The organism is Bacillus sp. FSL R5-0443 (assembly GCF_038608285.1).
GTDB lineage: Bacteria > Bacillota > Bacilli > Bacillales > Bacillaceae > Bacillus > Bacillus velezensis.
Genome location: NZ_CP152013.1, coordinates 317,450 through 333,688, shown reverse-complemented (window position 1 = coordinate 333,688; position 16,239 = coordinate 317,450). Strand labels below are relative to the sequence as shown.

12 protein-coding genes are annotated in these 16,239 nt (G+C 48.2%); 5 read left to right on the top strand and 7 right to left on the bottom strand.

Features of this window, described 5'->3' with window-relative positions; all coding sequences use genetic code 11:
• Positions 1-77: 77 nt before the first annotated feature.
• The 5 genes from NYE28_RS01790 to NYE28_RS01770 all read right to left on the bottom strand — a co-directional run bounded on the left by NYE28_RS01790 (position 78) and on the right by NYE28_RS01770 (position 4,720).
• On the bottom strand, positions 78-401 hold the full coding sequence (locus NYE28_RS01790; RefSeq protein ID WP_007409357.1) for a YckD family protein: 324 nt from the start codon (positions 399-401) through the stop codon (positions 78-80).
• Between the two features lie 72 nt (positions 402-473).
• Positions 474-908: an RDD family protein gene (locus NYE28_RS01785; protein WP_094031491.1), complete on the bottom strand. Its 435-nt coding sequence runs from the start codon at positions 906-908 to the stop codon at positions 474-476.
• Between the two features lie 14 nt (positions 909-922).
• Complete coding sequence (locus NYE28_RS01780) at positions 923-2,059, bottom strand: zinc-dependent alcohol dehydrogenase (protein ID WP_094031490.1); 1,137 nt, start codon at positions 2,057-2,059, stop codon at positions 923-925.
• Between the two features lie 64 nt (positions 2,060-2,123).
• Positions 2,124-3,326 (bottom strand): GTP-binding protein, encoded by a 1,203-nt coding sequence (locus NYE28_RS01775; protein WP_069007411.1) that lies wholly within the window; start codon positions 3,324-3,326, stop codon positions 2,124-2,126.
• A 188-nt stretch (positions 3,327-3,514) separates the two neighbouring features.
• The gene (locus tag NYE28_RS01770) at positions 3,515-4,720 is read right to left on the bottom strand and encodes a nitrate/nitrite transporter (RefSeq protein WP_014416869.1); all 1,206 of its coding nucleotides are present in this window, start codon (positions 4,718-4,720) and stop codon (positions 3,515-3,517) included.
• A gap of 180 nt (positions 4,721-4,900) precedes the next feature.
• Between NYE28_RS01770 and nirB the strand changes: the two genes are divergently transcribed.
• The 5 genes from nirB to cobA all read left to right on the top strand — a co-directional run bounded on the left by nirB (position 4,901) and on the right by cobA (position 13,737).
• Positions 4,901-7,228, top strand: a complete 2,328-nt coding sequence (nirB, locus tag NYE28_RS01765; RefSeq protein ID WP_094031489.1) for a nitrite reductase large subunit NirB — start codon at positions 4,901-4,903, stop codon at positions 7,226-7,228.
• Positions 7,221-9,353, top strand: a complete 2,133-nt coding sequence (locus tag NYE28_RS01760) for a nitrate reductase (RefSeq protein ID WP_342490270.1) — start codon at positions 7,221-7,223, stop codon at positions 9,351-9,353. Before nirB ends, NYE28_RS01760 begins: the two co-directional genes overlap by 8 nt.
• Before the next feature lie 119 nt (positions 9,354-9,472).
• Positions 9,473-11,890, top strand: a complete 2,418-nt coding sequence (gene nasD, locus NYE28_RS01755) for an NADPH-nitrite reductase (RefSeq protein WP_072588777.1) — start codon at positions 9,473-9,475, stop codon at positions 11,888-11,890.
• Between the two features lie 20 nt (positions 11,891-11,910).
• Entirely contained in the window at positions 11,911-12,231 is a 321-nt protein-coding gene (gene nirD / locus NYE28_RS01750; RefSeq protein ID WP_007409365.1) for a nitrite reductase small subunit NirD, read from the top strand.
• Between the two features lie 66 nt (positions 12,232-12,297).
• Positions 12,298-13,737, top strand: coding sequence for a uroporphyrinogen-III C-methyltransferase (gene cobA, locus NYE28_RS01745; RefSeq protein ID WP_342490269.1), 1,440 nt, complete (start codon positions 12,298-12,300; stop codon positions 13,735-13,737).
• 54 nt (positions 13,738-13,791) lie between these two features.
• On the opposite strand, the gene NYE28_RS01740 is transcribed toward cobA, so the two are convergent.
• Both NYE28_RS01740 and NYE28_RS01735 read right to left on the bottom strand, forming a co-directional pair.
• Positions 13,792-14,802, bottom strand: coding sequence for an NAD(P)/FAD-dependent oxidoreductase (locus tag NYE28_RS01740; protein WP_342490268.1), 1,011 nt, complete (start codon positions 14,800-14,802; stop codon positions 13,792-13,794).
• A gap of 197 nt (positions 14,803-14,999) precedes the next feature.
• Positions 15,000-16,235: a PucR family transcriptional regulator gene (locus NYE28_RS01735; RefSeq protein WP_015416772.1), complete on the bottom strand. Its 1,236-nt coding sequence runs from the start codon at positions 16,233-16,235 to the stop codon at positions 15,000-15,002.
• Positions 16,236-16,239: the final 4 nt, after the last annotated feature.

The following is a 16,239-nucleotide window of genomic DNA, read 5'->3' as shown; positions in this document are numbered from 1 at the left end:
TATTGATATCATACGTTATGAAACGCGTTTCAGAGCAATCCCGATAAAAACAAAAAAGCATCCGGCTTGCCGGATGCTTAAGAATGATGATGCCGCTTTTCCAATTTATGAGGCGGAGGCTTCGGGACAAACCCATTTTGTTTCATCATGTTAAAGCGCCTGTCCATATGCTGTTTAATATGTTCTGCTTTTTCTTTCGGCAGGACCCCGTACTCAACATATTTGGATATAACATGTTTTCGTTTTTCGAGCACTTCTTTTTCAAGTGATTCAATTTCTTTTTTCTGCTGTTCCGTGAGTGACATTGTTGAAGGCATTTTTGTTCCGGCGGCGTGTGCCGGCATTGTGAAAACCATTGCTGTAATGAAAAATGCAGCTAAAGACAATGCAGCTTTTTTCATGACTCTTTCCTCCTTTAACGTTTGTTATATGTTGCTCCCTCATCCATTTTTTATGCAAAAAAAAGAGCGAAATTATTCGCTCTTTTCAATCGATTCGTCCGGCAGCGCGTATGTGACATACGTTCCCGCTACAAAATCGTGGATTGACCGTTTGTCTTCTCTCATTCCGACCATGAATGCGCTCACGATCACACCGATTCCAAACGTCACGCCATATATCAGGCCGCCCACAAGCACTCTCAAAATCATAGTGAGAAAGCCTACCTGAGTGCCGTCTTTTTTGACGATGCGGGTACCGCAGATCTTTTTGCCGATAACATAACCGTTCCAGTATACAGGGAGCAAAATAGCATAAAGAGTCAAAATGATGCTGATCATTGTGCTCTCATTCGGATCTTTTCCTGTTGCCAGCATAAAAATAATCGCCAAAGGCACTGAAGTAATTAAATAGTCGAGTACCACGGCTCCCAATCTGATCCAAAATCCCGCCGGTCTGTAAATATTCATCGTGTTTCTCCTCGCTATGGCTTTAAAATCACTTTAATGTTGCCATCTTCTTTTTTGTCAAATATATCATATGCAGCAGGAGCTTCCGCAAGACTCATTTTGTGTGTAATGATATCCGTCGGATCAATTTCATTTTGTTCGATCATTTGATACAGCATCGGCATCAGATGAATAACGGGTGCCTGGCCCATTTTCAAAGAAACGTTGCGTGTGAAAAAATCACCGAGCGGAAAGCCGTCCGCTTCAGAAATGTATGCGCCCGTGAGCTGCACGGTTCCGAACTTCTTAACGGCTTCTGATGCTGTAAGAATCGGACTGATCGTTCCGAACTGATTCGGTTTTTGCTCTGTTTTTTCTTTTGGAAGCGGCGTGCCGTCCATTCCAACACAATCAATCACTACATCCGCGCCCCCTGACGTTTGTTCATGCAGCAGTTTCCCGATCTCATCATGTTCTGAAAAATTGAAGGTCTCTGCTCCGTTTATGCGTCTCGCATGTTCAAGGCGATGCGGGACTTGATCGACTGCGATAACCCGCTTTGCTCCTTTTTTCCACGCGAATTTTTGCGCCATTAAACCGATCGGACCTGATCCCAGAATCACGACTGTATCTCCTTTTTTCACTCCGCTGTGCTGGACGCTCCAAAAGGCGGTCGGCATGACATCTGACAGAAGCAGCACCTGCTCATCTTCAAGCTCACTGTCTGCCGGAACCAGAAAAGAAGAGAAATCAGCATAAGGAACACGTAAATATTCAGCCTGCCCGCCGGGATAATTACCGTTAAACTCCGAAAAACCGAATAAGCCGCCGGCATCTGTATGAGGATTTGGATTAGATTCATCACACTGGCTTTCCATCTGGTGCTTGCAATAATGACATTCTCCGCAGCCGATGTTAAAAGGAATCACGACCCGGTCGCCTTTTTTCAGCTTTTTGACTTGACTGCCCGTTTCTTCAACGATTCCCATCGGCTCATGCCCGACGATATAACCCGGATCGGCGGGTATTCCGTTTTTATATAAATGAAGGTCTGAACCGCATATCCCGGTTGCGGTGATTCGAACGATGACATCTCTCTCATCTTGAATGGCGGGTGCCGGGACTTCTTTCACTTCCATATGTTCTTTTCCTTGGTATGTCAGTGCTTTCACACTTGGTCAGCTCCTTTTTCATCACTCCTTCCCTTTTCACCTGCTTCTAAACTTGGCCGGTATGTTATTCGGCCCGCTGAATATCCCATTGAAAAGGATCTTCAAGCTGCGACCAATCAGAATCGAACTCAGACGGCGTGAGCAGGCACTGATCCAATTCCTTTGTAATGGCTGCTTCATCTAAATCTGTTCCGATAAACACCAGGTTCGTATGACGGTCTCCGAATTGGTCGTCCCAATCTTCCAGAATCTCCGGTTCCTGCTGTTTGATCTGCTCCTGCTCAAGTTTCGGCATTGCCGCCACCCAATAAGAAACAGGCTCAATCGAAACCGCCGGACCCGCCTGAGACATCAGCAGCGCAAGGCTGTTGCGGGTTGCGCACCAAGCAATTCCTTTTGCGCGCACAATGCTGTCAGGCATTGATTGATGCAGCCAGCTGTCAAAACGAACGGTATGAAACGGCAAACGCCGCGAGTACACAAACGAAGTGATGCCGTACTCTTCCGTTTCCGGAGTGTGCGCTTCATGACCTGCCGTCAGCTCCTTTATCCATCCTGCTGATGAACTCGCTTCCTCAAACTCAAATAAACCGGTATTCAATATGTATTCGGCGGGCACTTCTCCGCGGACGGACCGGATCAGTCTGGCACGGGGCTGTAATGCGCGAAGAACCGTTTCCAGCTGTTCAAGCTCTTTTTCGCCGACCATGTCGCATTTATTTAAAATGAGCACATCACAAAACTCGATTTGGTCAATTAATAAATCGGCAATCACCCGTTCATCCTCTTCTCCCGCCGCTTCCTTCCGGTCAAGAAGGCTGTCACCGGACTGGAAATCATGCCAGAAGCGGTTTGCATCCACCACGGTCACCATTGTGTCCAGCCTGCAGAAAGTTGTCAGATCAATGCCCATTTCTTCATCTATATAAGAAAATGTCTGGGCAACGGGAATCGGTTCGCTGATCCCGGTTGATTCAATCACTATATAATCAAATCTGCCGTCTTTCGCGAGTTTCTCAACTTCGACTAATAAATCTTCACGCAGCGTGCAGCAGATACAGCCGTTGGATAATTCTACGAGTTTCTCATCCGTCCTTGACAAGCCGCCTCCCTGCTTCACCAAGCCCGCGTCTATATTTACTTCGCTCATGTCATTGACGATGACGGCAATTTTTAAACCGTTGCGGTTTTGTAAAATATGATTCAAAACGGTCGTCTTTCCGGCACCAAGATAGCCGCTCAATACTGTAACCGGAATTTTTTTCATAACATAGCCCCCTGACAAAATAGAATGATTACGATTTATACCCCGCACCTGCCTTATTATCACCATGATGTACATTATTATAAATCGTAATCGTTACTATTTATTCTGATGTATTCTCCGTTTAAAATCAAGTGAAAAATAATCAATCATAAAAAAGACACGCTGTCATACGTGTCTTCCGCCCAAACTTAAACATCCGCAGGACTGTTTTCAGTGCCATAGCTTTTTCTCCAAAAATAGCCTGCGGCCAGAACAAGCACAAATGCGAGCAATGCGATACATGAGAAAGAGATAAAACCGATCGCATATGTTCCCGTCATCTGCTTCAATGATCCTAAAATATTCGGAAGGAAAAAACCCCCTATGCCGCCGGCTGCTCCGACGATTCCCGTCACCATTCCGATTTCTTTTGCAAAGTGCTGAGGGACAAGCTGAAATACCGCTCCGTTGCCCATACCGAGCGCCATCATTCCGATAAACAGCAGAACGATCACCGTTGAAAGCGGAGGCAGGCTGCTGACTCCCGCCATACACAGAGCCGCGATGACAAACAGTACAGCCAGAACTTTCGCACCTCCCGCACGGTCTGAAATCCAGCCTCCTGCAGGGCGAAAAAAACTGCCCGCTGCGACACATATTGTGACGAAATCACCGGCATGGATTTTTGACAATTGATATTGATCAACGAAAAAAATCGCCAAAAAACTTGATAATCCCACAAAACCTCCGAAAGTGACGCCGTACAGAAGACAGAAACACCATGTTTCCTTCTGCCTGAACACGTGAAGGTAGTTTTTAAGCGGCTGCGGTGCGGGCTGTGCAGGAGAGTCCTTCGCCATGACGATAAACAGTATAAAAACGATCATCAACGGAAGAAGCGCAATTCCCATTACACTGTGCCACCCAAACTGTTCCGCAAGGCGGGGACCGAACAATGTCGCAAACAAAGTGCCGCTGTTGCCGGCACCTGCTATCCCCATCGCAAGCCCCTGCAAGTGAGGCGGATACCACCGGCTCGCCATCGGAAGCGCAACAGCAAAACTTGCGCCCGCTACGCCCAGCAGAATGCCGATCGCATACAGCTCAGTCAAAGAACGGCCGCCGAATGCCCCCCAAAGCAGCGGGATCATCGTGATCAGCATCCCGATCACGGCTGTTTTCTTCGGCCCGATCCTGTCCGTTAACACACCTAAAATGATCCGAAACACAGATCCTGATAAGATCGGCAGAGCCACGACAAACCCTTTTTCAAAAGAAGATAACCCGAAATCCTGAGAAATATAAACGCCGAGCGCCCCCAGCATTACCCAAATCATAAAACTCACATCAAAATATAAGAAGGAACAGAGCAGAGTGAGCGGATGACCGCTTGTTTTTAATTCCGACAGCTTCATAACATTCTCCTTTCCGGTCTTCTATCATTTCAAATTGCTGAATCAAGAATATATGACCGGCATTCACCGGAAAAGACATGTGTAAGATAATGCGACACATTTAATGCGTTAATCAGGCAATGTGCCATAATTTCTCATAGAGAAGCAATCTTACAGGCAGCTGCAAAGGAGGTTTGGCGAATGAAGAAACAACGATTAATTGCAGCAGGGAACGGAATGGCCGGAATCCGCTGTATTGAACACATTTTAAAGATGAACCGTGACATGTTTGAGATTGTCATTTTCGGAAGCGAACCTCATCCCAATTACAATCGCATTCTCTTATCCTCCGTTTTACAAGGTGAGGTTTCGCTTGATGACATTACGCTGAATAGCCGCGAATGGTACGAAAAAAACGGAATTACGCTTTACACAGGAGAAACGGTTGTACACATTGATACAGAACGGCAGGTTGTCACAACGGATCGGAAGCGCAGCATGACTTACGATCAAATCATCCTTGCAACGGGCTCCTCTCCTTATATTCTCCCCATACCCGGAGCAGATAAAGAAGGTGTGTACGGCTTTCGGACAATAGAAGACTGCCAATCCCTTATCAATGCGGCCGGCCGGTATCAAAAGGCGGCGGTCATCGGCGCCGGTTTATTAGGTCTTGAAGCGGCCGTCGGCTTACGGCAGCTCGGCATGGACGTCAGCGTCATTCACCACTCTTCCGCCATTATGCAAAAACAGCTTGATCAAACGGCATCCCGCCTGCTGCAGAAAGAGCTGGAACGAAAAGGCTTAGTCTTTCTTTTAGAGAAAGACACGGCATCCATTACAGGGAACTCACGGGCGGAAGGCATCCGTTTCAAAGACGGTTCTTCCATAGAAGCAGACCTGATTGTCATGGCCGCCGGTGTGAGGCCCAATATCCGATTGGCTGCATCTGCCGGACTTTCAGTGAACCGAGGAATCATCGTCAATCAATTCATGCAGACGAACAAACCGAATGTGTATGCCGTCGGTGAATGCGCGGAGCATGACGGGATTGTATACGGATTGGCGGCGCCGCTTTATGAACAGGGAAAAGTGCTCGCGCAGCATCTATGCGGCGTCCCGTGCGAAGGGTTTCAAGGCTTTGCACAATCTGCAGCCTTAAAAATAGCCGGTATTGATGTATGGTCGGCAGGAAAGGTGCACGAGGATGAGCACACAGCCGGCATATTGTTCCATGATGAGCATGCAGGCATCTACAAAAAAGCGCTCTTTGAGGACGATAAACCGGCCGGCTTTATTTTATTCGGGGACACGCGCGGTAAACAGCGGCTTCTCGACAGTCTTGTGAAGCAAAGAGATATTTCCATCGTGAAAAAACAGCTCATGGAACCGGATCAGGGCGGTATATCCTTTGAATCCATGCCTCCCCATGAAACCATTTGCCAATGCAGCTCAGTGACCAAGGGCTCCATTGAAGAAGCGGTGAACAAATATGGCTTAAAAACCGCGGAGGAAGTGAAGCACATGACAAAAGCGTCCGGATCTTGCGGAGGATGCAGGCCGCTCGTTGAAGACTTGCTGAAGTATATGGCAAGCGATGATTACACAAAACCCTCCCGCCAGCCTTCGTTTTGCGGCTGCACCGATTTGACAGAAGAAGAAGTCATCGCCGAACTTCGGCGCCGTCCGTTCACTGATGCCGCCGAGGTGATGGAAGTGATCGGCTGGAAAACAGAAAACGGCTGCCGCATTTGTATTCCGGCGCTTCACTATTACTTGGAAAGGACGCGGCCTGATTTTATGCAGTTCAATGAAATATCGGCAGAAGAGACATGCACCCTGATTCCGCAAATGTACGGCGGACTGACAAGTGCGGCAGAGCTCAAAAACATCGCAAACGTCATCGAAGCATACGGCATCCCCGAGGTTTCGATGACTGACAGTCACCGGCTGAGGCTTTCCGGAATCAGGCCAAATGACCTTGCAAGCATCAGAAAAGCACTGAACATGCCGGTTTTCTCCCCCCGGCACCGCTGGACGATGCAAATCAAAGCATGTACGTGCGGACAGCATCGCTCCTTTCAAGAGCTGGCAAGCAGGATTGAACGAGATACCGACACGCTTGCCGTACCCGCTTATGTATCCGTCAGCTTGTCATGTGAAAACAATTGCACCGATGCTTACATTCAGGATATCGGCGCGCTTCAGACACAAACTTGCTGGGAGATTTATATCGGGGGCGAACGCGGAAAACAAGCCCGCGCCGGCAGCCTTTTTTGTGTGACGGATAACGAAGACAGTACCGCCGCTATGATGAAAGGCCTTATTCAATATTATCGCGAAACAGCTCACTACAACGAAGCGATTTATCAATGGGTTGACAGACTCGGCCTCGTCCATATCAGAGAAATGCTGTTTGAAGAAGATATGCGGACACAGCTTCTGAAAAATCTCCGTTCAGACATATCCCTGCTGCAAAACCTGTCTGCCGGGAAAACGCCATACGAAAGGATGAAGCTTTTTGACTGAACCGATGCTCCGTTATTTCCGTGACAAACTGCAAGATATTCAATCGGAAAAAACATATGAGACGCAATGCCCGTTCTGCAGCATGCAATGCAAAATGCAGCTTACGGAACAAACCTTCGCGGCACGGAAGAAATACACTGCAATCGGCATTGATAATCCGACGACACATGGCCGTTTATGTACAAAAGGCATGAATGCACATCAGCATGCCGTGCACTCTTCCCGCATTACGCGCCCCCTGCTTAAAAAAAACGGTGAATTTGTGCCTGTCTCTTGGGCTGAAGCACTGAATCGCATTAAGGAACAAATCAATCTGATCAAATCCGAACACGGCAATGATGCGATGGCCGTCTACGGGAGCGCCTCAATTACAAATGAAGAAGCCTATCTGCTTGGAAAGTTCGCACGGGTCGGCTTACAGACGAAATACATCGATTACAACGGGCGGCTCTGTATGTCTGCCGCAGCAACGGCGGCCGGCCAGACATTCGGCGCGGACAGGGGCCTGACGAATCCATTATCGGACATCCCGCATACACGTGTCATCATCCTGGCAGGCACCAATATCGCCGAATGCCAGCCGACGATCATGCCGTATTTTGATAAAGCGAAAGAAAACGGGGCTTACATTATCGCCATTGATCCCCGGGAAACGGCGACGACCAAAATAGCCGATCTTCACCTGAAAATCAAGCCCGGCACAGACGCAGCCCTGGCAAACGGACTCGTCAAAATCTGCATTGACGAACAGCTTACAGACAAAGACTTTATCCGCACACGCACAAACGGATTCAATAAGCTCAAACGGCATACCGACGCTTTGGATCTGAAAGAGATCTCCGAGCAGACAAGTGTTCCTTTGGAGCATATACGAAAGGCATCCGTGAAGTTTGCCAAGGAAACATCCGGCATGCTGTTTACAGCGCGGGGGATCGAACAGCAGACTGACGGTACCGCGGCAGTGAAAGCTTTCTTAAATATGGTGCTGATCACGGGAAAAATCGGCAAGCCCTTCTCAGGTTACGGGGCGATTACCGGTCAAGGCAACGGACAAGGCGCGAGAGAACACGGCCAAAAAGCGGATCAGCTTCCGGGCTACCGTTCTATCGAAATTGAAGAACACCGGGCGCACATTGCGAAGGTGTGGGGGATTCATCAGGATGAGCTGCCGCGCAAAGGCGTCTCAGCCTATGAAATGATAGCAAAAATAGATAGCGGCGACATCAAAGGACTGTTTCTCATGTGTTCCAATCCGGCTGTTTCCGGCCCAAATGCGAATTTCGTCAAGCAGGCAATCAAGAAACTGAGATTCTTTGTCGCAGTTGACTTATTTATTTCTGAGACCGCGGCATTCGCGGATGTGATTTTACCCGCCTCCTCTTATTTGGAAGACGAAGGCACGATGACAAATGTAGAAGGCCGCGTGACATTAAGAGAAGCGAGCCGCACCTGCCCCGGAGAAGCGAAACATGATTGGCAGATCATCTGTGACATTGCCTCGGCTCTTGGTAAAGGGCATTATTTTCCCTATACGTCGGCGGAAGAAATCTTTAACGAACTGAGAGAAGCGAGCCGCGGCGGAATTGCTGATTACTCTGGCATCACCTATGACAGGCTCAGGCGGGAAGGCGGCATTCAGTGGCCATGTCCTGAAGCGGATCACCCCGGAACCGGGCGATTGTTTGAGCACTCATTTGCCCATCCCGATCACAGAGCTGAATTAAGCGTGATTCCAAATGAACCGGCCGTCCCGAAAGAGAAACCGAGCGCCGGCTATCCGCTTTATTTAATCACAGGAAGGGTGATGTCTCATTACTTAACGGGTGTCCAAACGAGAAAAAGCTCTGCCCTGGCTGCAAGACATTTCGAATCCTTTGTGGAAATCCATCCAAAAACGGCGGCCGACTATCATATCGAAGACCGTGTTCTCGTGAAAATAGAATCCCCCCGGGGCAGCATCACGGTCCGGAGCAGATGGTCGGAGAAAGTACGAAAAGACACGTTGTTTGTTCCCATCCATTGGTCTGACACGCAAAACGTCAACGATTTAATTGGTGAAGCCTTGGACCCGGACTGTAAAATGCCCGGTTTTAAGATGTGTGCGGTACGAATCAGCCCTATATAATTTTTCATAAAATTTTTAGATTTTTTAGTATTTTTTGTTACATTTCATAACATGCATCTTAAATATTTGTTTTTGCTGTGCTACGCTAAAAAAAACAAAGATAAGGAGCGGATCATCTGATGGGAAAAAAACAGCTAGTTCTTGTTGGAAATGGAATGGCCGGGGTAAGAGCGATTGAAGAAATACTGCGTGTTTCAAAAGACGAATTCGAGATTACAATATTCGGGGCCGAACCTCATCCCAACTATAACCGAATCCTTCTGTCAAAAGTGCTGCAAGGCGATACCGACATTCAAGACATTACGTTAAACGATTGGAACTGGTACAAAGAAAACAACATCCAGCTGTATACCGGTGAAACAGTCATCAAAGTCGACACGGAAAACAAAACCGTCATCACCGATGCAGACAGAATCCAGCCTTACGATGAACTCATCCTGGCGACAGGCTCTGTCCCTTTTATCCTTCCGATTCCGGGCGCAGACAAACAAGGCGTCACGGCTTTCCGGGATATAAAAGATACCGACACGATGCTCTCCGCGTCAAAACAATATAAAAAAGCAGCCGTCATCGGCGGAGGACTGCTTGGTTTGGAAGCCGCACGCGGACTGCTGAATCTCGGAATGGACGTGTCTGTCATCCACCTCGCCCCATTCCTGATGGAGCGCCAGCTTGACGCAGCGGCGGGACGCCTGCTGCAAAACGAATTAGAAAAACAAGGCATGACCTTTTTCCTTGAAAAGCAAACCGAAGAAATTCTCGGTACTGACCGTGTCGAAGGGGTACGCTTCAAAGACGGCACAAGCATCGAAGCTGACCTGGTCGTCATGGCGGTCGGCATCCGCCCGAATACACAGCTTGGCACAGAAAGCGGCATTCCGGTAAACCGCGGAATCATTGTCAACGATTATATGCAGACTGACATTCCGCACATTTACGCGGTCGGTGAATGTGCCGAGCACCGCGGAATCGCATACGGTCTTGTGGCGCCGCTCTATGAACAGGCAAAAGTGCTGGCCAAACATATTTGCGGCATTGAAACAAAACCGTATGAAGGCTCCGTTCTCTCCACTCAATTAAAGGTATCAGGCGTCGAAGTCTTCTCTGCCGGTGACTTTAACGAATCAGAGGACAAAAAAGCGATTAAAGTGTTCGATGAGCAGGACGGCATTTATAAAAAAATCGTCCTGAGGGGCAATCAAATTGTCGGCGCTGTTTTGTTCGGCGACAGCAGCGAGGGCGGCCGCCTGTTTTCTATGATTCAAAAAGAAGCCGATATCTCCGAAACTTCCAAAATATCAATCTTACAGCCTCTTGATCAGGAAGCAGGCGCAAGCATGACCGCGGCGATGAGCGACGATGAAATCATCTGCGGATGCAACGGCGTATCAAAAGGCGCGATTATTCAAGCCATTCAGGAAAAAGGCTGCACATCTACGGACGAAATCAAAGCATGCACCGGGGCATCCCGTTCCTGCGGAGGCTGTAAACCGCTCGTGGAAGACATTCTTCAATATACACTGGGCTCAGAATTTGACGCGTCCGCGCAAAAAGAAGCGATTTGCGGCTGCACATCACTGTCGAGAGATGAAGTCGTAGAAGAAATCAAAGCCAAAGGGCTGTCCCATACAAGAGAAATCATGAACGTGCTCGGCTGGAAAACGCCGGAGGGCTGCTCCAAATGCCGTCCTGCCCTCAACTACTACTTAGGCATGATTAATCCGGCTACATACGAGGATGACAGAACATCCCGTTTTGTGAACGAACGGATGCACGCCAATATTCAAAAAGACGGAACATACTCAGTCGTTCCCCGGATGTACGGCGGCGTGACCAACTCTCAGGATCTCCGCAAGATCGCCGATGTCGTCGACAAATATGAGATCCCGCTCGTTAAAATGACAGGCGGCCAGCGAATTGATCTCATCGGCGTCAAAAAAGAAGACCTGCCGAAAGTATGGGCCGAGCTTGATATGCCGTCAGGCTACGCGTACGGAAAAACACTCCGCACGGTAAAAACGTGCGTAGGCGAACAATTCTGCCGCTTCGGCACGCAAGACTCCATGGCACTGGGCATTGCGCTTGAGAAAAAATTCGAAGGGCTCAATACGCCTCATAAGGTCAAAATGGCCGTGTCCGCCTGCCCGCGGAACTGTGCGGAATCAGGCATTAAGGACCTTGGCGTTGTCGGCATCGACGGAGGCTGGGAGCTTTATGTCGGCGGAAACGGCGGAACCCATTTGCGCGCCGGTGATTTGCTGATGAAAGTAAAAACGAATGAAGAAGTCTTAGAATATGCGGGGGCTTACCTTCAGTACTACAGAGAAACGGCAAACTATCTGGAGCGGACATCCGCATGGCTTGAGCGCGTCGGTTTATCTCATGTCCAATCCGTATTAAACGATCCGGAAAAACGGCAGGAGCTCAACGACAGAATGAATGAGACACTCTCTGTCCACAAAGATCCGTGGCAATACTTCCTTAAAGATAAAAAAGCATCTAAAGATCTATTCGAAAATGTCGTCACGACTTCATAAAACAGTAAGGGGGAACGGACATGGTGAATAAAGATATGACAAAGGTTTGCATAGGCAAAGTAAACGAATTACCCGAGGAGTTAGGAAAAACCGTATATATAGAAGATAAAGAGCTTGCCGTATTTAAGCTTTCTGACGGGAGCGTCCGCGCCGTCGAAAACCGCTGTCCCCATAAAGGGGGCGTCCTGGCTGAAGGCATCGTCAGCGGAGAATACGTCTTCTGCCCGATGCATGACTGGAAAATCTCCTTAGAAGACGGAAAAGTCCAAGAGCCGGATCATGGCTGTGTCAAAACATACGAAACACTGATTGAAGGAGAGAATGTATACCTCCTGTATTGAGCAAAGACCGGATCACTTTTTCAAGTGGTCCTTCATTTTTTAAACTGCTGAAGGGATGACGCCATCATGAAAAACGGAATCGTATATTTTGTCGGTGCCGGACCAGGAGACCCGGGGCTGATCACCGTAAAAGGAAAACAGGCTCTGGAGAAAGCGGATATTATTTTGTATGACCGGCTCGCAAACCCAAAGTTTCTTGAATATGCCTCACCGGACTGCCGGTTCATTTATTGCGGAAAGCTGCCCGACCGCCATTTTATGAAACAGTCTGAGATAAATGCCCTGCTGATTGAAAAAGCGGCGGAGGGCTTCACCGTTGTCCGCTTGAAAGGCGGAGACCCAAGTGTGTTCGGCAGAGTCGGCGAAGAAGCAGAGGCGCTTCATCAGCACGGCATCCGCTACGAAATGGTGCCCGGCATCACCTCGGGAATCGCAGCGCCGCTGTATGCGGGAGTCCCCGTCACTCATCGTGATTTCGCTTCGTCCTTCGCGATGATCACCGCTCATGATACATCATTGCACGGCAGGCCGAATCTCGACTGGGAAGGGCTTGCCCGAAGCGTTCAAACGCTTGTGTTTTACATGGGCGTTAAAAATCTGTCATTTATATGCCGTAAGCTTACGGAGTACGGAAAATCCCCTTCCGTTCCCGTACTCGTCATTCAATGGGGGACGTGGGGGCGGCAGCGGAGCGTTAAAGGAACGCTTCAGGATATCCATGAAAAAGTTCAAAGCCAAAACATCACCAACCCAGCCATTATCGTCATTGGTGATATTGTCAATTTTCAAACACACAGCTGGTTTGAAAGCAAGCCGTTCATCGGGCAGCATATCATGGTTGTCACTCATGGCGATGAAGAACATACATTGACAGACAAGCTGCGCGAATATGGCGCCGATGTTATTGAATGGCCGAAGCGGATCGTTAAAAAAATGCCCGCAAACGAAAATATCCTGAAACAGATCAGCACCTTTGAACAACTATTTTTCACATCACGCCTTGCGGTATGCGAATTCTTTGACACACTGGCTTTCAAGCAGATCGACATCCGCCGGGTGACCGCAAGCCTGAATGCAGCGACTGAGGCCGCAAAGACGGAACTGACAAAACGGGGCTTTGTCCTATCCGAATGTCAAATTGATTCTCCGCATTCACTCATTGTAGGAAGCCGTCAAGCAGCAGAAAACTTGTCAGACTCAAAATCATGCCCGTTTTATATCACCCATGAACATATCGCAGATGAGCGGTTCACTTCCATGATCGAACGCACGATCAGCGAGTCTCCTCTGCAAATGATTATCTGTATGGGCAAAGAATCCGCTCAGCATTTGATAAGCGCCGGAAAACAAATCGGCATATCACCGGATCCGTCAGCAAACCGCCCTCCCGTCATCTGCATGGGCGAAGACGTCCCCGCCGGCTGCGGGTTTACCGCCGTGAAAAATCAGGAACAGTTATTTGCATTTATACGAAATGAAATGAAAGACATGCTCGTTCACAGCTGATACGCCGGAATGCTTTTCTGACCCCCAGACTCAACATCGGGGGTCAGCCCTTTTTTATTGTGTCACCAATTTTTTATGGTGAGTCGAATACATCGCCATCTGATCCGCCTGCGGGTCCAAATAGGCTTTGGCGCTGTTAACGGCGGTCGGCCCCTCCGTGAAACCGCCTGCAATCAATCTGAGCTTACTTTCATAATGGGCGGCGTCACCGGCGACAAACACGCCCGGAAGATTCGTCCGCATATGTCTGTCAGCTTTAATCCTGCCTTCTTCTATCTCAAGCCCCCAGTCCTTCATCGGACCGAGATCAATTTTAAATCCATGGTTGATAACGAGCTCATCAAGCTTGATGACTTCAGAAAGTCCGGACTCAGTTTGGCAAATGGTGACGCTCTCGATCCGTTCTCCGGTGCCGTTGAGATGCTTCAGACGATACGGCGCAAGCACCCGCACGGAAGACCGCTTCATTTTCGCCACGCTGCTTTCCAAACCGCCGAACTCCTCCCTGCGGTGCAAGACGGTAACAGACGCCGCAATCGGTTCCAGCTCATTCGCCCAGTCAACCGCGGTATCTCCCCCTCCGGAAATCACGACATGCTTATCTCGAAACGCATCAAGCTTCTCCACCTTATAATGAAGGTTCTTTCCCGAATAACGGCTCGCATCCGCGCTGTCAAGTTCATTGACCTCAAGCGTCCCCATGCCGACGGCCAAAATCACCGTGCGCGTATAGTGCTTTTCCCCTTCGGAACTTTCCAGCACAATGGTTCCGTCTTCCAGCCGTTCAAATCCGGTCACCCGCTGATTCAACACGATATCCGGCTCAAATGTCGCAGCCTGTTCCTTCAGCTGCTTAATCAGCTGTTCTCCGGCAATCCCGGGTATTCCGCCGATATCACGGATGATTTTTTCAGGGAAAAACATAGACACTTTCCCTCCGAGCCGCGGCAAAAACTCGATCACTTTCGTTTTCAGCTCGCGCATCCCGCAATAAAAAGCCGCAAACAGGCCGATCGGGCCTCCGCCTATAATCGTGACGTCATACACCTCATGATTTTCCGCCATCGTTCTGCCTCCCGTTTATATCTATACTTCAAACATTTTTAATTGAGAATCAATATCAATGAAAGTATAACACATATTGAGGAGAAGTGTTTATTCATTTCTCTCTTGCGGAAAAGGAGTGATTCAGAAGTGAGGTTCTGAGATTGATAAGCGGGAAGGTATTAAAACTGAAACCAGTACGGCGACTGGTTTCTTTTTTATCTCTTTTTCATCAGCATGATATCGAGATACAGCTGGCACCTTGTCCTGAAGTCGTTTAAATTAATTGATGTCATGTCAAGAATCTGTTTGATACGGTAGTTCAATGTGTTTTGATGAATAAAAAGCTGTTCTGCGGCTGGTTTTGTTTTGCAGTTATTGAGGAGATAGATTTCTAACGTTTTCAGCAGTTCGGTACTGCTTTCTCTGTCTTTGGCTTTTAATAACGCTAAATCTTCGTTTACATATTCCAGTGAGGCGTTTTTTTCTTCGATGCTTTCAAGATAGCGGTAAATCCCGAGCTTACTGTATTCGTACGGGATATTTTCCTGGTTTCCGGTAATTTCGGCGGCCTTTATGACTTCAAGGGCCTCTATATAACTTTTGCCAAGCTTCAGGATGCTGCTGTATTCATTGCCGATTCCGATATAGATGGGAGTGGGGATCTTCTGAAAGTGAAAATGAGTCAGCAGTTTGTGGATAAATTCAGATGCTGCCGAAGTGCCGGAGCTTTTTTGCGAGAAGCTTGCGACGACGATGACAATATTGGAATCAATGGTTAAGACGTGACTGACTTTATCCCGCAAATTCAAGTACGATTTGATGTTTTCCTTCACATCTTCGACTGCCTCCCCATCCCCATTTGCGGCGTGCAGGACGACTACCGAAAAAACCGACGGCAGCACGGCGTTCATCTTTTCCGCTTCCCGCCTGAACTCCTTTTCAGAGGAGAATTGCTGAAAGATCGCCCGTTTCACCAGGTCTTCCGCTCTCTCTTCTTTTTCCTGTTTCAGCCGGTTCGTTTTATAGATGATTTTTCCGACATGGAATGAAGTTTCATATAAAAAATCGAGCTCCTCGTCCGTCAAGTTTCGGTCGAGCTCCTGAATCCAGATGTAGCCCATCACTTCGCCTTTATGTTTTGCGCTTACAACCACTCTCTGATTCAGTCCGATACTGTCTATTTTTTCGACACGGAACGGTTCAGGAACGGTTTTCAGCTTTTCGATCACCCCGTCCTTCAGAAACCTTTCAAAAATCTGCACGGGGCATTTTTTTGAAAATATCGTCTGCTGGTTGGCGGAGTCGAAGTGATTAATGTAATAAGAATTATAGGCAAGCAAAAAGAAATCCGCGCTTTCCAGAATAACGGGCTTCTGCAATTCATAACTGATGAAATCAATTAATTTATCAATGTCCGTAAATGAAAAAACTCTCTCTAAAAGCTCTTCCATACCT